Genomic DNA, 15872 nt, shown 5'->3' with positions numbered 1-15872 from the left:
ACCGTGTCGGCATGGACCGACGCGTACGCAGGGGCCGGCTGACCTTCGACGTCCAGGACGGCGGCAGCGGGCCCGCCGTCCTCCTCCTGCACGGCTTCCCGCAGGACGCCAGCAGCTGGCGGCACGTCGTCCCGCGGCTGCGGGCGGCCGGTCTGCGCACCGTGGCGCCCGACCAGCGCGGCTACTCCCCGGGTGCTCGCCCGGCACCGCGCCGTGCCTACCGGCTCGAGTTCCTCGTCGCCGACGCGCTGGCCGTGCTCGACGACGCCGGTGTGGAGCATGCCCACGTCGTCGGCCACGACTGGGGCGGAGCGGTGGCGTGGGCCGCGGCGTGGCGCCACCCCGAGCGCGTCGCGTCGCTCACCGCCGTCTCGACACCTCATCCCGGGGCGCTGGTGGAGGCGATGCGGCACTCCGACCAGGCGTGGCGCTCGTCGTACATGGCCCTGTTCCAGCTGCCCTGGCTGCCCGAGGCCCTGCTCCGGCGCCGGGTCGAGCGGATGCTCACCGGCTCCGGCCTCCCGGCGGACCGAGCACGGCGCTACGCGGCCCGGATGGCCGAGCCGGGCGCCGCCCGCGGCGCCCTCAACTGGTACCGCGGGCTGCCGCTGAGCCGGGAGGTGCCCCGGCCGGTCACCGTGCCGACGACGTTCGTCTGGGGTGAGCGCGACCCCTTCCTCGGCCGGGAGGCGGCGCTGCGGACACGTCGCTACGTCCGGGCGGACTACGAGTTCGTCCCGGTGCAGGACGGGCACTGGCTGCCCGAGCTCTCCGCCGACGTCGTCGCCGACGCGGTGCTGCGACGGGTGGCGGCGTCCGGCTGAGCACGGCCCGCGGCAGGCGGGTGCGTGCGTCGCTACCGTGTCCCCATGGACGGGGCACGTGCCGGCGACGAGCCGACCGGCGCGGTCGAGGTGCGCCCAGCAGTCGGGCGGTTCGAGGACCTCGCCGCGGTCATGGCGGTCAAGCCGGGTGCGGGGGGCTGCTGGTGCATGTCCTACCGCGACTCACGGGTAGACGCTCAGCCGCGGCGGTAGGTGAGGACGCGGAACCGCATCCCGTTCTCGCCGACGTGCCAGCCGCCGTCGTCGGGGTCCTGCGCGGTCACCCACCACTCCGGGCCGATGGGTGGGGCGTAGGTGTCCCCGGGGATCGTGTGGTCGATCTCGGTGACGACGAGGAGGTCGGCGTGCGTGATGGCCGCCTGGTAGACCTGGGCGCCGCCACAGATCCAGGCGTCCTCACCGGCGACGAGCTCGAGCGCCGCCGAGAGGCTGTCCACGACCTCGGCGCCCGGCGCGCGGAACCCGGGGTTGCGCGACAGGACGATGTTGCGCCGCCCGGGCAGGGGCCGGATCCTCTCCGGCAGCGACTCCCACTGGAGGCGTCCCATGACCACGGCGTCACCCGCCGTCGTGCTCCGGAAGTGGCGCAGGTCCTCGGGCAGGTGCCAGGGCAGGTCGTTGTCGCGGCCGATGACGCGGTCGTGGGCCTGGGCCCAGATCATGCCGAGCGTCATACGGCCACCGGTGCCTTGATCGCGGGATGGTGCTGGTAGTCGTGGACGACGACGTCCTCGGCCTGGTACTCGAACAGCGAGGGTGCAGGGCGCAGCTCGAGCCGCGGCATCGGGTACGGCGCCCGGGAGAGCTGCTCGCGCACCTGGTCGATGTGGTTGTCGTAGATGTGGCAGTCGCCGCCGGTCCACACGAGGTCCCCGACCTCCAGCCCGACCTGCTGGGCGACCATGTGGGCGAGCAGCGCGTAGGACGCGATGTTGAACGGCACCCCGAGGAACAGGTCGGCGCTGCGCTGGTAGAGCTGCAGGGACAGCCGGCCCTCGGCCACGTAGAACTGGAAGAAGGCGTGGCACGGGGCCAGGGCCATGTCCTCGAGGTCGGCGACGTTCCACGCCGAGACGATCATCCGGCGCGAGTCGGGGTTGCTCCGCAGGGTGTCGAGCACGCCGGCGAGCTGGTCGACGTGGCCGCCCTCGGGGGTGGGCCAGGAGCGCCACTGGTAGCCGTAGATGGGCCCGAGGTCGCCGTCGTCGTCGGCCCACTCGTCCCAGATGTGCACGCCCTTGTCCTGCAGCGGGCGCGCGTTGTGCTCACCGCGGAGGAACCACAGCAGCTCCTCGACGACCCCCCGCAGGAAGACCCGTTTGGTGGTGACGAGCGGGAACCCCGCCCGCAGGTCGAAGCGCATCTGGTGGCCGAAGACGCTGCGGGTCCCGGTCCCGGTGCGGTCCGCCTTGGGCGTGCCGTGCTCCAGCACGTGCCGCAGCAGGTCCTCGTAGGCGGTCGAGACGGACGTCGGTGAGCTCACGGCGCCATGGTAAGCCGAGGGCCGCCGGCCGGGAGCAATCCCGGCCGGCGGCCCGTGCGGTGCGGCGTGCGCGTCAGCTCGCGATCTGATCGCGCTCCGGCTGCTCGATCGAGCTCTTCGTGTGGGAGACCTCGATCTTGCGCGGCTTGGCCTCCTCGGCCACCGGGATCGTCAGCGTGAGCACGCCGTCGGCGTAGTCGGCGTCGATGCGGTCCAGGGCCAGACCGGTGCCCAGGGCGAGCTGGCGGGCGAAGGTGCCGGTCGGCCGCTCGTGGGCGAGCCACTGGATGTCCTCGTTCTCGACGCTCCGGCGCTCGGCGCGGATCGTCAGGGTGCGGTCCTCGACGTCGATGTCGATCGTCGAGGGGTCGACCCCGGGCAGGTCGATCTGGGCGGTGAAGCTCTCGCCCTGCCGGTAGAGGTCGAGCGGCATCGCGGTGGCCGCCGGCGCCTGGCGCAGCATCGAGTTGACGACGCGGTCCATCTCGCGGAACGGATCGGTGAAGAGTGCCATGGGAGTACCTCCTTGTGTGTCCGTGCGCCCCGCTCCTCCGGGCGCCCACCCACATTCTGGCACTCTCAACGGTCGAGTGCTAAGGCTGTTCACCGACCGCGAACAGTTGAGTCGAGTGGACTCAACTCACGCTCTGACCTGCGACGACATGGACGACCGGCGGTGGTCCGAAGGCGTCCCGGGCGCCGGTGACGACCTGCGTGGCCATGCGGCGGCCGACGACCCACCCAACGACGGCACCGATACCGAAGGGCGCGAGCCGACCCAGCAGGACCGCGGCACCCTTCGTCGTCGCCACCCGCACGAGGCGCCGGGACAGCCCCTTGTTCACGGCACGCACCGTGCCGAGCGGGAGGCGGGTGAGCAGGCCGCGGCCCCAGTAGAGGCTGCTCGCGCCGAGCTGGCCGCTGACCGCGCGGGCGCCGTCCTCCCCGAGGACCGAGGCGAGCAGGAGGGTGCGGCGGCGCGCGACGTCGTCGACGTCCACCCCGTGCACGTGGGCGACGGCACCGATGAACGTCGTGCTCGCCCGGAGGAAGCTGGCGATGTTCGCGCCCGTGAGGAGCGCGGCGATGCCCGTCCCCACGCCCGGGACGGCCGCGGAGAGCCCGACGAGGCCGCTGAGCGTGCTCACCCGGCGGCGGTACTGGCGCTCGAGCAGGGCGATGACGTCGGCCGGTGAGGCCTCGGGGTGGGCCCGGGTGACCTTCTCGGCGTGGGCCCGGGCGCGCCCGGCGCCGGTCGTGACCGCGCGTTCGACGAGTCGCTCGAGGGCGTTGCTCGCGGGTCCCGCCTCCTCGGCGAGGACGGTGCCCGGTTCGCTGCGGCGGGCCATCACGCCTCCCGCATGGGCTCGTGGGTGACGGCGACGTCGTAGGTCGCCCCGGCCTTGAGCGTGCGCCCCACGGTGCACTGCCTGCTCGAGGTCCGCTCCACCCGCTCGGCGAGCGTCGTGCGCTTGTCCTCGGCGAGCTCGGCGAGGTCGAGGACGAGCTCGACGTCGAGGTGGCCGTAGCGGTTCTCGCCCTCCACACCGGTGGATGAGACGCCGACGACCGCTGGGAAGTCCTCGCCGAGGCGGCTGCGCAGCACGTGGTCGGTCGACAGGACGGTGCACGCGGCGAGCGCGATCTTCAGCAGCTCACCGGGGGAGAAGACCCCCTCGGTGTCACCGCTGCCGATGCGCACCTCCGCGCCGCGTCCGTTGTAGGCGATGTACTGAGGCCCGCCCTGCCGCTCGGCCCACAGTGCGCGCGCCGGCGAGGCTGTCTCCTCCGGGGTGGGGGTCGGCTCCTCGGGTGTCGTCGTCTCACTCATGCCCCGATCGTGGCACGGTGCGCCCCGCACGGCATCGACAGCGCCCGGATGCCTGGTCCGGGGCGCTCCCGTAGCGTCCCGAGGATGAGTGACGCACCCGTCCAGCCGTCCGCCGCTCCGGTGCCGGACCGGCCCGTCGTCTTCGTCCTCTTCGGCGCCACGGGCGACCTCAGCCGCCGCATGGTGCTGCCGGGACTGGTCGAGCTGCACGCACGCGACATGCTGCCCCGCGGGTGGCGCCTCGTCGCCAGCGGCCGGCGGAGTCAGAGCGACGAGGAGTTCCGTGAGTACGTCGGATCCGCCCTCGAGGAGTTCGGCGGGGGTGCGCCGCCGGACTGGGACGAGGTGCGAGGCCACCTGACGTTCGCGGGCGGCGGCTTCACGACCGAGGACCCCGGCGAGCTGCTCGACGCGCTGGCCCGCGCGCGCGACGAGCTCGGGGGCGAGGTCCAGGTCGTCCACGTCCTCGCCGTGCCGCCGACGGTCTTCGGCCCGATGGCGGAGGCGATCGGTGAGCACGGGCTCGCCGAGGGCTCGCGGGTCGTCTTCGAGAAGCCCTACGGCACCTCGCTGGAGTCCTTCGAGGAGCTCGAGCGCACCGTCAAGGGGGTCTTCGTCGAGGAGCAGGTCTTCCGCATCGACCACTTCCTGGGCAAGGAGGCGGTGCAGAGCATGTACGCGCTGCGCTTCGCCAACGAGCTCGTCGGCGGGGCCTGGAACCGTGAGCACGTCGCCCAGGTGCAGATCGACGTCCCCGAGGACCTCGACATCGCCGACCGTGCCGAGTTCTACGACTCGACCGGCGCCGCCCTCGACATGCTCGTCACCCACCTGTTCCAGGTGGCCGCCCAGGTGGCGATGGAGCCCCCGAGCGACCTGCGTGACCCCGCCGCCCTCCTCGCGGCCCGCGAGGCGGTCATCTCCAGCTTCCGCCCGCTGGACCCGGACGAGGTCGTCCTCGGCCAGGTCGAGGGGTACCGCGAGACCGAGGGCGTGGACCCCGGCTCCCGGACGGACACCTTCGTCGCCGCGCGGCTGTGGGTCGACACCGAGCGGTGGCGCGACGTCCCCTTCGTCCTGCGGACCGGCAAGCGGATGGCGCGGAGCGCGCAGCAGGTGACCCTCGTGCTGCGCCCGCCGCGGGGACCGCTCATGGACGAGGTCGAGGCGCCGGACACGATCCAGGTCTCCATCGCCGGCGCCGGGGCGGTGTCCTTCGGCCTCAGCCTCAAGACTCCCGGACCGGTGGACTTCGGGCTCAGTCAGGCAGAGGCACGCCTCGAGCTCGGCGACGTCCCGGGCGGCGAGCCGATGTCGCCGTACGCCTCGCTCCTGCTCGACGCACTCACCGGTGACCGGTCGATGTTCACCACGGAGCAGGGGCTGCGGGCGGCCTTCCGGGCGTTCGCGCCGCTCCAGGGTGAGCGGCGCCCCGACCCGCTGCCGTACGAACCCGACGCGTGGGGCCCTGCGGAGGCGAGGAGCGTGGCCGCCCCGCACCGGTGGTTCCTCGGTCAGTAGCCCTCGGCGCCCGCCACCCTCGCGCGGCGGCGCGCACCGGGCAGGAGGGACCGGAGCTGTGCGAGCCCGCTCGCCGGGAGCAGCGCAGCGCGGAGCCGGCGACGACGTGACGTCCGGCCCCGGCACCACTCCACGACCCGACGTACGTCCTCGCGCATGGTGCTCACCGGCGGGGTGTGCGCGGAGTACCGCGCCGACTCCAGGCGGTCGGTCGCCCGCGCGAGCGCGTCGAGCGTCGTCACGTCGGGCGCGAGCTCCCGCACGTAGTGCGCCTGGAGCCCGCGCGGGGTGGCCGCGGGCGGTCCGGGCACTCCCAGGTCCGCGAGGCTGGTGAGGAGGACCCGCCACTCACCTTCGATCCGCGCGGCGGCGTCGCTGCCCCGCCGTCGGCGCCACCGTCCCCACTGCCCGGCCAGCGGGACCACCGAGAGCAGGGCGGCGATGCCGGCGAGCGCCAGTGCGGCCCGGCCGAGGGTCTCGGCGTTGCGGTCGAACCACCCCAGCTGCTGCCCCCCGCCCGTGCCGGTGCCGAGGTCGACGATCGTCGGCTCCGGGGTCGGCTCCCCGACGGTCGGGTCGGGCGCCCCCGTGGGCACGTCCTCGGCTTCGTTCGGTGTGGCGAAGAACGGGGCCGCGCCGGAGCGCGAGCCGGGGGTCGGCTCGAAGCGGGTCCAGCCGAGACCGCTGATGAACAGCTCGGGCCAGGCGTGCGCGTCGGCGGCCACGACCGTGTGGGTGCCGTCCAGCCCCTGCGAGCCCGGCAGGAAGCCGATCGCAAGCCGCGCGGGGATGTCCTGGGCGCGGGCGAGCATGACCATCGCGGTGGCGAACTGGGTGCAGTAGCCCTGCCGCGTCTCCAGGAAGTGGGAGATGGGGTCCAGCGGCTCGCCGTCGGGCCCCTCGACCGGGTCGGCGAGCGTGAGCGAGTAGCTGAACTCCGGGCCGCGGAAGTAGCGCTGGAGCTCCATCGCGATGTCGATCTGGTTGGTGCGCTCGCCCGCGAGCTCGGCCGCCAGTGCCCGGACGCGCTCCTCGGAGACGGGGTCGACGGAGAGCGGGTCGAGGACGTCGTTGCCGACGAGCCGGCGCACCGTGCCGTTCTCGTCGGTCACCTCGACCGTCCCGTCGGTGAGGTACCGGTCCCGCCGTCCGTCCGGGAGGACGGCCTCGAGCATCCGTCCCTCGGCGTCGAAGCGCAGCACCGTGCCGTCGTCGAACTGCTCGGTCGTGGCGACCGGGGAGCGGGTGGACAGCGGGACCGGGGGTGCACCGATCTCCTCGGGCAGGGTGGTGAGCGGCGCGACCTCGGTGTAGGCGGCCTCGTAGGTCCGCGGGGCGGCGTCGACGACCATGGTGTCGTTGAGCGGGTCCCACTGCCAGGAGATGTCCCCGAGGTCGACGTCGCTCGTGGGGTGCGGCAGCGCCAGCTGCGGCGCGCGCAGCCCGTTCTGCGTGACGGTGAGCGTCGCGGTCGTGGGCTCCAGCCCGTGGGCCGTGAGGAGCTCCCTGCTCCACGAGCGGTCCGGGATGGTCTGCGGCACGAGGTAGGGGTAGGACGTGGCGGCACCGAGGGGCAGCCACGACCCGTCCACGTACTCCGTGCTCGCCGTGACACGCAGCGGGGGTGGTGAGGCGTCGTCGGTGCGGTACCGGATGACCGGCGCGTTGGAGCGGTTCCCGAGGTCCTGGGCGAGGTCCAGCGTGTCGGTGAAGCTCACCGAGCCCGGTGCACCCTCCCCGGAGCGCCCGTCGAGCAGCACCGTGGGCGGCAGGTGCGGCAGCATGCCGGGGACGAGGACCGCGAGCAGCAGGCCCGTCAGGCCCATCACCCGGGCGGTGGGGCCGATGCGCCGGTAGCTGCTCCGGGCCGCGGACTGGTCGGCGGTGGTGGCCGCCGCCGCTCCGGCCGCGCTCCAGTCCTCGAGCCCGGACCGGCCCTGCTGGGCGAGCAGCACGAGCCAGGCGGCGGAGGCGATGAGGAAGTAGCGCGGGTCCAGCGGCTGCCCGGTGCCGGACGCCGTGCCCGCCGAGACGAGGAGGAGCGGGATGCCGGCGACGGCGGCGGCACGGAAGGTGACGCCGACCGCCTCGACGAGCAGGGCGAGGAGCGCGATGCCCGCGAGGACGATGAGCGTGAGGCCGGGCGTCGCGGGTGCGGGCACGGCGTAGGTCTGGATGGTGTGGATCCCGCCCCGCACCAGCGTCGTCAGCGCGACGAGCGCCGACTCCTCCTCGGGTCGTTGCGCCTGCCCCCACCAGGACAGCGCACTGACCAGCGCGAGGACCTGGGCGAGCACCACGAGCGTCCGCGGTGCCCGCGCCATCCGCACGGCGGAGCCGACGGCGACGACGAGGAGCAGCACCCCGACGAGCGGCAGTGTCCAGGGACGGCCGGAGACGAGCTCCCCGAGCGGCCAGGTGACCGCGACGACCGCCGTCACCGCGAGGAGCGACTCCACCCACCTGCCGCGCAGGAGCGCGGCGACCCAGGGGTCGGTCATGGCCGTCCCACCGCCAGTCCGGAGCGGGAGCGGTCGACGCCCTGGGTGGCCGTGGCCCACGCGTCGGCGACGGCGTCCCCGTCGGTCACCGTGCGGGTCCGCCAGCCCGCCGCCGTGAAGAGGTGCGTGAGGCCGCCGTCGCCCTCGTCGTCGGCCGAGCCGGCCTCGGCGAAGGAGGTGGTGTCGAGGACGAGGGCCACCCCGAGGCTGCCGGGGGACCGCACGCTCGGCACGCCGAGCACCGATGTCGGGTCGCGCCCGGAGACGACGGCGACGACGACCGCGCCCTCGGCCGTGAGTGTGTGAGCCTCCCGGACGGCGCCGGTCAGGTCCTCAGAGGTCGGCTCGACGATCGCCAGCGCTCGCAGCACCGAGACCAGCTGGGGCGAGGCCACCTTGCCGGCCCCCACGACGTGCACGGCGTAGCCGTCGTCGGCGAGGTGCACGGCGACCGAGGCCACGGCTCGCACGGCCCACTCGAAGGCCTCCTCCGCCCCGTCGTAGGCGGTGGCCCGCGAGTCGAGGACGAGGACAGCCCGACGGCGCGCGGGCCGGTCCTCCTGGCGCACCATGAGCTCACCGCGGTGGGCGGTGGTCGGCCAGTGCACCCGCCGGAGGTCGTCCCCGTCGCGGTAGGCCCGGATGCTCACGTCGTCCTCTCCGTGGAGGGCGACCATGTGCGGGATCTGACCCTCGCGCCCGAGCCCGCCCCCGTGGACCCGCTCCGGCCCGAGCGGCTCGATCCGGGGGAGCACAAGGAGCTGCCCTTCGCCCGCGAGGGCGAGGCTCGCCGTCGTCATGCCGAAGGGGTCGCGCCGCTCGAGGCGCAACGGTCCCAGCCGGTGGGCGCCGCGGAACGGGGAGGAGACCCGGTAGCGGACGGTGTGCCGCTCGCCGGGGTCCATCCGGGGCAGGAAGAAGCGGGGACAGCGGCCCAGGAGGGGGTCGACCTCCTCCTCGGCCACCTGCAGCGGGCTCAGCCGGTTGCCGGGGCCGCGGATGGTCAGCTCGACGTGCGCCTCCTGGTCGGGGCCGACGAGGGCCGGGTCCACCCGCCGCTGGACGCTCACCGGTGGCACCGGCCGCCACCCGACGACGACGGCGAGCAGCGGCAGACAGGCCGCGAGCACCCCGGCGCGCGTGATGTCGGGGTAGCCCAGCAGCGTCCCGAGGACGACGACCACGACCCCCAGCGCGAGGAAGACCTGTCCTCGGCCGGTGAGGCGCGGGCGTCGGCTCATCGGACCCCTGCGGGGACCGGCACCTCGCGGAGCAGGTCGGTGATGACCTGCGGTGCGGTCTCCCGGGCGAGCTGGGCGTCGTTGCTGAGGATGACGCGGTGGGCGAGGACGGGGACGGCCAGGTGCTGGACGTCGTCGGGAAGGACGTGGCTGCGGCCCGCGAGAGCCGCGTGCGCCCGGGCGGCGCGGACGAGGTGCAGCGCCGCGCGCGGGGAGATGCCCAGCCGCAGGCGCGGGTGGCGCCGGGAGGCGGTGGCGAGGTCGACGACGTACTGGAGGACGGCGGGGCTGGCGTACAGCGAGCGGACCGACTGGACGAGCCGGGCGACCGTCGCCGCGTCCGTGACGGGTGTCAGGGCGGCGAGCGGGTCGGTCTCGGAGTGGGCGCCGATCATCGCGAGCTCGGCGGTCGCGTCGGGGTAGCCCATCTGGATCCGCGCCATGAACCGGTCCCGCTGCGCCTCGGGAAGGGGGTAGGTGCCCTCCATCTCGATGGGGTTCTGCGTGGCCATGACCATGAACGGCTCCTCGAGCCGGTAGGTGGTGCCGTCCACGGTCACCTGTCCCTCCGCCATGGCCTCGAGGAGGGCGGACTGGGTCTTCGGTGAGGCACGGTTGATCTCGTCACCGACGACGATGTGCGCGAAGACCGCACCGGGCCGGAACTCGAAGGTGCGGGCGTCCTGGTTGAAGACGCTGACTCCGGTGACGTCGCTGGGCAGGAGGTCAGGGGTGAACTGGATGCGCTGGACGGTGCAGTCGATGCTGCGACCGAGGGCCTTGGCGAGCATCGTCTTGCCCACCCCGGGCACGTCCTCGACGAGGAGGTGCCCCTGGGCCAGCAGGACCGTCACGGCGGTGCGGACGACGTCCCGCTTGCCCTCGATGACGCCCGCCATGGCGTCCTCGATCCGGTTGGCGACCCGCTGCAGCTCGTCGAGTTCGTTCACCCCTTGATCCTGCCCCATCGTGCCGTGCCGTGGCGACGGATGGCGGGGGCTTTCCCCGGCTCCGGGCTACCTCCCGGCGAGGAAGTCCAGGCCGATCGAGCGCTCGACGGCGAGCACCTTGTCGACGGCATCGGTGGCGGCCTTCTCGATGGGCTTGCCGAAGAACGGGATGGAGGCGGTGACGTCGCCGGCGAAGGACTGCTCGGTGCCCTCACCCGCGGGGTGCAGCGACATCCGGCCGGTGACCCGGACCGGGGCGCCGACGATGTCGAGGGACAGGGTGCCGGTCCGGCTGCCGTCGGCCTGCGGTGCCTCCCAGGCCTCCACGAGGCGCACGTCCAGGCTCTGACCGACGAGGGACCGGAAGGACGCCGGGACCTGGTCCGTGGGCATCTGGCGCCGTGTCGTGACCGTGAAGGCGTCGCCCTCGCGCAGGATGTCGTGGGAGGACTCCAGCGCGCCGGACGCGGCGACCTTGCGCCGCACGAACTCCTCGTCGGCGAGCATCGCGGCCACGGTGTGGACGTCTGCCGGGTAGTCGATCGTCGACTCGAACCGCACGGTGCTTCCTCCAATGGCCGGGAGGCCCCAGCGTAACCGCGCCCGCCTCCGTCGGCGGCCCGGGCGATACGCTGGCGGGGTGTCGACGCTCAGCGAACTCATCCAGGACCGCTCACGGCTCGACCCGCACAGCATCGAGTGGCTCCACCAGCTCGTCGGTGACTGGCAGGTCGTCTCAGACCTCTCCTTCGCCGACCTCCTCCTGTGCACGCCGATGGGCGAGGAGGACTTCCTCATCGTGGCGCACTGCCGTCCCTCCACCGGGGCGACCGTCTACTACGAGGACGTCGTCGGGCGGCTCATCCCGGCCGGCCGGCGGCGGCTGCTGCGCCAGGCGATGGAGCGTCAGGTGCCGGTGCGGGCGACCGAGCCGCGCTGGATCGGGTCGCACGCGGTCCGTGAGGACGCCATCCCGGTGGTGCGCGACGGCAAGACCATCGCCGTCATCTCCCGGCAGGCCAACCTCGGCATCACCCGGACCTCGAGCCGGCTGGAGCTGAACTACGTCGAGGCGGCCGACGCGATCTGCGCGATGGTCTCGCGCGGGGAGTTCCCGCAGGCCGAGTCCCCGACGGGGTCGCGGCGCGGCGCCCCGCGCGTCGGGGACGGGCTCTTCCGTCTGGGGCTCGACGGCGAGGTGCTCTACGCCAGCCCCAACGCGCTGTCGTGCTTCCACCGCCTCGGGGTCATCGGTGACCTCACCGGCAAGGTCCTCATCGAGGCCGTCACCGACGTGCTCGACGGACGCAGTCCCGTCGACGAGTCCCTGCCGGTGGTGATGACCGGCAAGGCGGCGTGGCGCTCGGAGATGGAGGCGCACGGCGTCGTCGTGTCCTTCCGCGCGATCCCGATCACCGAGAACGGTCAGCGGCGCGGGGCCGTGCTGCTGTGCCGCGACGTCACCGAGGTGCGCCGCCAGGAGCTGGAGCTCCTCACCAAGGACGCGACGATCCGCGAGATCCACCACCGGGTGAAGAACAACCTCCAGACGGTGGCGGCGGTGCTGCGCCTGCAGTCGAGACGCTCGAGCAACCCCGAGGTGCGGAGCGCGCTCGACGAGGCGATCCGGCGGGTGTCGACCATCGCTCTGGTCCACGACATGCTCTCCCAGATCATCGACGAGATCGTCGACTTCGACGCGCTGTTCGTCCGGGTGCTGCGGCTGTCCGCGGACGTCGCGGCGGGGGAGGGGCACGTCCGCACCGAGGTTCGTGGCAGCTTCGGGCAGGTGCCGGCCGACGACGCCACCGCACTGGCCGTCGTCCTCACCGAGCTCGTCACCAACGCGGTGCAGCACGGCCTGGGCGACACGGGGGGCACCGTCGTCGTGACGGCCGAGCGCGACGGTCAGCAGCTCGACGTCACGGTGCGCGACGACGGCGACGGGATGGCGGAGGGCAGCGTCCTCAGCGGGCTCGGGACCCAGATCGTGTCCACGCTCGTCCGCGGCGAGCTCGGGGGCACCATCGAGTGGCTTCCCGCCCCGGACGGCGGCACCGAGGTGGCCGTCCGCGCGCACATCGCCGACGCCCGCTGAGGCGTCGTCCGGTCCTCAGTCCTCGGGGGACTCCGCGGCCCGGCGCTCGCGGCGTGCGCGCGCCCGTCCGCCGGTGCGGCTCCACACGAACCACCCGACGAACAGGGCGACACCGGCGGCGACCAGCCACTGGAGCACCCCCGTGTACCGTTCGACGACGTGCCACTGCTCCCCGAGCAGGTAGCCGGCACTGACGAGCACGGTGTTCCAGATCGCCGAGCCCGCGGCGGTGAGGCCGAGGAAGACGGGCAGGCGCATCCGCTCGATACCGGCGGGGATGGAGATGAGGCTGCGGAAGACCGGCAGCATGCGCCCGAAGAAGACGGCCTTGGTGCCGTGCCGGTGGAACCAGCGCTCGGTGGCGTCGATGTCGCTCGCGTCCATCAGCGGCAGACGCTCGGCGACCCGGCGGAGCCGGTTGATGCCGAGCCACGCGCCCAGCCCGTAGAGGGCCAGCGCGCCGACGACGGAGCCGAGGACCGTCCACAGGATGACGCCGACGAAGGAGAGGTCGCCCTGGCTGACGGTGAAGCCCGCCAGCGGGAGGACCACCTCGCTCGGGATCGGGGGGAAGAGGTTCTCCAACGCGATCGCGATGGCGGCGCCGGGGCCGCCAAGCGTCTCCATGAGGGAGATCGCGAAGTCGGTGACCCCGGCGAAGACGCCGCCGCCGTCGGAGACGGAACCGACCCCCGGTGCCGTGAGGGGCACCGGGGGCCGGTTCGGGGTGAGGCTCAAGCTCAGGAGGCGCGCCGGGCGCGAGCGGTGCGGCGCTTGAGGGCGCGGCGCTCGTCCTCGGACAGTCCTCCCCAGACGCCCGCGTCCTGACCGTTCTCCAGCGCCCACTTCAGGCACGTGTCGACGACGGGGCAGCGACGGCAGATCGCCTTGGCCTCCTCGATCTGCAGGAGTGCCGGTCCGGTGTTCCCGATCGGGAAGAAGAGCTCGGGGTCTTCGGTGAGGCAGGCGGCATCGTGGCGCCAGTCCATGGCAACTCCTTCTTGGGCGCAGCGGCGGACCAGGTGGTGGAACACAGGGAAATGACCGGGCCCGGAAATGACTGCTACCAACCCTCACACGGCCCGCCGGACCGGACAAGAGGGTCCGGGCGGTGAACCCCGGGTTAACGTGCGTGGCATTCGTCACAGGGGCCCCAGGACGTACCCTCGAGCGGTGACCACGGACCGCCCCGCCCGCCCACCGTTCCCGCTCCTCCTCGCGCTGCTGCTCGTCCTCGTGGAGGTCGGTGCCCTGGTCGCGCTGAGCGTGGGCATGCTGGTGGAGGTCCTCGGCGGGCGGACGGTCACCACCGGCGTCACCGCTGTGCTCGCGGTGATCTTCCTCGGGCTGGTCGCGCTGCTGCTCGTCGCCGTCCGTGCCCTCCACCAGGGACGCCGCTGGGGCAGGGGCCCGGTGGTCACCTGGCAGCTGCTCGTGCTGGCCATCGGGGTCTCGCAGGCCCCCACCCTCGCGTGGTGGCTGGTGGTGCTGCTGATCGCCCTGCCGGTGGCCGTGACGATCGGGCTGCTCGTGCCCGCGTCCGTCGAGTGGACGAACAGGACGACGCCGCCGCGCGCGGTGGCCTGAGCCGCTAGTGCCCGCGCGGGCTGCGCTCGGGCAGGAGCACCACCGCGTCACCGACCGGCCGTTCGCCGGCGGCGTCCGACGGCACGGTGAGCAGCTCGTCCCCGACGACCATGGCCGTCGACCCGCCGCCGTCGAGGTTGAGCGCCTCCTCGAGGCCCAGGCCGAGGGCGACGTCGGCGGCCTCGGGGATCGACAGGCCGAGTGACGCGGTGCCGCGTCCGTCCGCGGTGACGAGGACGAGGCGCCCCTCCGCGTCGACGCCGGCGAAGGTGCGGGGGTTCCGCTTGTGCACCCAGCCGTAGTAGAAGCTCGGGTTGTCGGCGTGGACCATGCCGTCCGTCGCGGGGGTCACGTGGCGGCGGCCGTCCCGGACGAGCTCGGGACCACCGTTGACGACCGACGTGTGGCGGTTGGGGCGGACCGTGCGGCCGCGCTCGTCCTCCAGCGCGGTCCGGACGTCCACCCGGGCGCCCGGCACGGCCAGCCGCCGCAGCTCCGGCACGAGGTCGCCGGTGGCCTGGACGGTGCTGCCGCCGCGCGGGACGGCGCCGCCGCGGGTCTCCCGGAGCTCGACGACGCGCCCGCGCCTGTCCAGCACCGCCTCCACGCCCGGGCCGGTCGGGGTCGTATCGGCGAACTCCTCGGTGAACACGACGACCTCGTCGGGATCGGTGCAGGTGACGTCGTGCAGCGGCAGGGACGTCGGGGTGTCGTCGAGCCCACCGCAGTTGCGGATGAGGCCGGGGACCCGGTTGACGCCGTCGACGGGGAGCCGGGTGCCGCGGGAACGCAGCTCCGCGTCCCACGAGAGCCGGGCGACGTCGGTGTGCCGGCCGTCCGAGCGCAGCACGAGCGCCGGGCGGCCGTCGACGGGCTCGCTGAGGAGCTCGCCGTCGAGGACGGACACCCCCGCTGGGTCGCCCGGGGCGCCGGCACGCGGGTCGAGGACGAAGAAGCCGCCGTTGACACCCGCGACCGCCCCGGAGAACGCGACGAGCTCGGAGGTGGTCTCGCGACGCTCGACGTCCGGGCCGAGCGAGACGGCGACCTCGCCGCGGAAGTGCCGCGGGTCGACGGTGAGGACATCGATGCGCCACGGACCGTCGTCGGCGTCGGCGTCCCACCCGGTGTAGACCGCCGAGCCGGGGTGACCGGCAGCGACGAGGCGGCCGCGGGCGTCGTCCGCCTCGGCCCTGGTGGCGAAGGACCCGACCCGGACGCGCCAGCCGAGGCTGCCGCCGGCGAAGTCGGCGACCGGCTCGGCGACGACCTCCTCGACGCGGGCGTCGAAGCCTGCGGCCCGCAGGTCGGCGGCCGTCTCCTCCGCGCTCGCCCGGTCCTTCAGCGCCGTTGGCGGCGCGTCCGGGTCCGGTGAGCTGCTGCCACCGGGGATCGACACCTCCACCGTCCAGGGGTAGGTGGTCGCCGGGTCCCCGCGGACGATCCGGGTGAGGCTCACGCCGGGCGCGACCCGTTCGGTCTCCCGGGTCTCCGGCAGGTCGGGCGCGCCCAGGGGCAGCCCGCCACGGTCGCGGTGCTGTGCGCTCGTCGCGGGCTCCGGGCCGGTCTCCGCGAGCGCGCCGAGCGGAAGAGCGAGGGATGCTGCCGCGGTCGCGGCGAGGACGGCGACGCTGCGCCGGGTGCGCGGCGCGCCGGTGGGTGACTGAGACATCGGTGCCTCCGGGTCGGGGGCCGCCAGGGGCGGCAGGACGTCGGGCCACCGTCAGTGTGGCCGCCCGCGCCTCCGCCCGCCACCGACGCCAGGACCCCGCCACGTCGGGGACGTGGCGGGGTCCTGGCGTCGTCGGCGCCGAC

General features: G+C 73.9%; 17 protein-coding genes. 5 read left to right on the top strand and 12 right to left on the bottom strand.

The window, feature by feature from the left end; genetic code table 11:
* Positions 1 to 11: 11 nt before the first annotated feature.
* Entirely contained in the window at positions 12 to 824 is an 813-nt protein-coding gene (locus VR894_RS17580; RefSeq protein WP_324653640.1) for an alpha/beta fold hydrolase, read from the top strand.
* Positions 825 to 869: 45 nt separating this feature from the next.
* Positions 870 to 1037 (top strand): hypothetical protein, encoded by a 168-nt coding sequence (locus tag VR894_RS17575; RefSeq protein WP_324653638.1) that lies wholly within the window; start codon positions 870 to 872, stop codon positions 1035 to 1037.
* Here VR894_RS17575 and VR894_RS17570 read toward each other — a convergent pair.
* The 5 genes from VR894_RS17570 to VR894_RS17550 form a co-directional block, all read right to left on the bottom strand.
* A complete protein-coding gene (locus VR894_RS17570) occupies positions 1022 to 1507 on the bottom strand; it encodes a dihydrofolate reductase (RefSeq protein ID WP_324653637.1) in 486 nt (161 codons plus the stop codon). The genes VR894_RS17575 and VR894_RS17570 overlap by 16 nt on opposite strands.
* An 8-nt stretch (positions 1508 to 1515) precedes the next feature.
* Positions 1516 to 2328 carry a thymidylate synthase gene (locus VR894_RS17565; RefSeq protein ID WP_324653636.1) on the bottom strand — a complete coding sequence of 271 codons (813 nt, stop codon included), beginning with the start codon at positions 2326 to 2328 and terminating at the stop codon, positions 1516 to 1518.
* A 73-nt stretch (positions 2329 to 2401) separates the two neighbouring features.
* Entirely contained in the window at positions 2402 to 2842 is a 441-nt protein-coding gene (locus VR894_RS17560) for an Hsp20/alpha crystallin family protein (RefSeq protein WP_324653635.1), read from the bottom strand.
* A 121-nt stretch (positions 2843 to 2963) separates the two neighbouring features.
* Positions 2964 to 3677, bottom strand: coding sequence for a hypothetical protein (locus tag VR894_RS17555; RefSeq protein WP_324653634.1), 714 nt, complete (start codon positions 3675 to 3677; stop codon positions 2964 to 2966).
* Positions 3677 to 4159 carry an OsmC family protein gene (locus VR894_RS17550; RefSeq protein ID WP_324653632.1) on the bottom strand — a complete coding sequence of 161 codons (483 nt, stop codon included), beginning with the start codon at positions 4157 to 4159 and terminating at the stop codon, positions 3677 to 3679. Before VR894_RS17550 ends, VR894_RS17555 begins: the two co-directional genes overlap by 1 nt.
* Before the next feature lie 84 nt (positions 4160 to 4243).
* On the opposite strand from VR894_RS17550, the gene VR894_RS17545 reads away from it, so the two are divergent.
* Positions 4244 to 5680: a glucose-6-phosphate dehydrogenase gene (locus VR894_RS17545; protein WP_324653630.1), complete on the top strand. Its 1437-nt coding sequence runs from the start codon at positions 4244 to 4246 to the stop codon at positions 5678 to 5680.
* On the opposite strand, the gene VR894_RS17540 is transcribed toward VR894_RS17545, so the two are convergent.
* From VR894_RS17540 to VR894_RS17525, 4 genes are read right to left on the bottom strand one after another with little or no spacing between them, the layout of a single operon-like run.
* A complete protein-coding gene (locus tag VR894_RS17540; protein WP_324653628.1) occupies positions 5674 to 8181 on the bottom strand; it encodes a DUF3488 and transglutaminase-like domain-containing protein in 2508 nt (835 codons plus the stop codon). The genes VR894_RS17545 and VR894_RS17540 overlap by 7 nt on opposite strands.
* A complete protein-coding gene (locus VR894_RS17535; protein ID WP_324653627.1) occupies positions 8178 to 9422 on the bottom strand; it encodes a DUF58 domain-containing protein in 1245 nt (414 codons plus the stop codon). Before VR894_RS17535 ends, VR894_RS17540 begins: the two co-directional genes overlap by 4 nt.
* A complete protein-coding gene (locus VR894_RS17530; protein ID WP_416380868.1) occupies positions 9419 to 10390 on the bottom strand; it encodes an AAA family ATPase in 972 nt (323 codons plus the stop codon). The genes VR894_RS17535 and VR894_RS17530 overlap by 4 nt, the downstream gene beginning before the upstream one ends.
* Before the next feature lie 48 nt (positions 10391 to 10438).
* Entirely contained in the window at positions 10439 to 10933 is a 495-nt protein-coding gene (locus VR894_RS17525) for a DUF2505 domain-containing protein (protein ID WP_324653623.1), read from the bottom strand.
* A 79-nt stretch (positions 10934 to 11012) separates the two neighbouring features.
* Here VR894_RS17525 and VR894_RS17520 point away from each other — a divergent pair, with 79 nt between their 5' ends.
* Complete coding sequence (locus tag VR894_RS17520) at positions 11013 to 12470, top strand: sensor histidine kinase (RefSeq protein WP_324653621.1); 1458 nt, start codon at positions 11013 to 11015, stop codon at positions 12468 to 12470.
* 15 nt (positions 12471 to 12485) lie between these two features.
* Here the strand turns inward: VR894_RS17520 and VR894_RS17515 are convergent, their stop codons facing one another.
* Both VR894_RS17515 and VR894_RS17510 read right to left on the bottom strand, forming a co-directional pair.
* Positions 12486 to 13208 (bottom strand): DedA family protein, encoded by a 723-nt coding sequence (locus VR894_RS17515; RefSeq protein ID WP_324653619.1) that lies wholly within the window; start codon positions 13206 to 13208, stop codon positions 12486 to 12488.
* A gap of 2 nt (positions 13209 to 13210) precedes the next feature.
* Positions 13211 to 13459 carry a WhiB family transcriptional regulator gene (locus tag VR894_RS17510; RefSeq protein ID WP_324653617.1) on the bottom strand — a complete coding sequence of 83 codons (249 nt, stop codon included), beginning with the start codon at positions 13457 to 13459 and terminating at the stop codon, positions 13211 to 13213.
* Between the two features lie 184 nt (positions 13460 to 13643).
* On the opposite strand from VR894_RS17510, the gene VR894_RS17505 reads away from it, so the two are divergent.
* On the top strand, positions 13644 to 14057 hold the full coding sequence (locus tag VR894_RS17505) for a hypothetical protein (RefSeq protein WP_324653616.1): 414 nt from the start codon (positions 13644 to 13646) through the stop codon (positions 14055 to 14057).
* A 4-nt stretch (positions 14058 to 14061) separates the two neighbouring features.
* Here the strand turns inward: VR894_RS17505 and VR894_RS17500 are convergent, their stop codons facing one another.
* Positions 14062 to 15729: a phosphodiester glycosidase family protein gene (locus VR894_RS17500; protein WP_324653615.1), complete on the bottom strand. Its 1668-nt coding sequence runs from the start codon at positions 15727 to 15729 to the stop codon at positions 14062 to 14064.
* Between the last annotated feature and the right edge of the window lie 143 nt (positions 15730 to 15872).

Origin of the sequence: Georgenia sp. H159, assembly GCF_035607575.1 — a bacterium.
In the GTDB taxonomy this organism is placed as follows: Bacteria; Actinomycetota; Actinomycetes; order Actinomycetales; family Actinomycetaceae; genus Oceanitalea.
Note: the sequence above shows the minus strand (reverse complement) of the source record. Positions and strands in the feature narration are given on the sequence as shown.

Bases quoted from the DNA above. Each gene is read 5' to 3' on its own strand.
- VR894_RS17545 (WP_324653630.1), top strand. From the start codon at position 4,244: ATGAGTGACGCACCCGTCCAGCCGTCCGCCGCTCCGGTGCCGGACCGG.
- VR894_RS17570 (WP_324653637.1), bottom strand. From the start codon at position 1,507: ATGATCTGGGCCCAGGCCCACGACCGCGTCATCGGCCGCGACAACGAC.
- VR894_RS17500 (WP_324653615.1), bottom strand. From the start codon at position 15,729: ATGTCTCAGTCACCCACCGGCGCGCCGCGCACCCGGCGCAGCGTCGCC.
- VR894_RS17540 (WP_324653628.1), bottom strand. From the start codon at position 8,181: ATGACCGACCCCTGGGTCGCCGCGCTCCTGCGCGGCAGGTGGGTGGAG.
- VR894_RS17530 (WP_416380868.1), bottom strand. From the start codon at position 10,390: ATGGGGCAGGATCAAGGGGTGAACGAACTCGACGAGCTGCAGCGGGTC.
- VR894_RS17580 (WP_324653640.1), top strand. From the start codon at position 12: ATGGACCGACGCGTACGCAGGGGCCGGCTGACCTTCGACGTCCAGGAC.
- VR894_RS17535 (WP_324653627.1), bottom strand. From the start codon at position 9,422: ATGAGCCGACGCCCGCGCCTCACCGGCCGAGGACAGGTCTTCCTCGCG.
- VR894_RS17510 (WP_324653617.1), bottom strand. From the start codon at position 13,459: ATGGACTGGCGCCACGATGCCGCCTGCCTCACCGAAGACCCCGAGCTC.
- VR894_RS17555 (WP_324653634.1), bottom strand. From the start codon at position 3,677: ATGGCCCGCCGCAGCGAACCGGGCACCGTCCTCGCCGAGGAGGCGGGA.
- VR894_RS17550 (WP_324653632.1), bottom strand. From the start codon at position 4,159: ATGAGTGAGACGACGACACCCGAGGAGCCGACCCCCACCCCGGAGGAG.
- VR894_RS17575 (WP_324653638.1), top strand. From the start codon at position 870: ATGGACGGGGCACGTGCCGGCGACGAGCCGACCGGCGCGGTCGAGGTG.
- VR894_RS17560 (WP_324653635.1), bottom strand. From the start codon at position 2,842: ATGGCACTCTTCACCGATCCGTTCCGCGAGATGGACCGCGTCGTCAAC.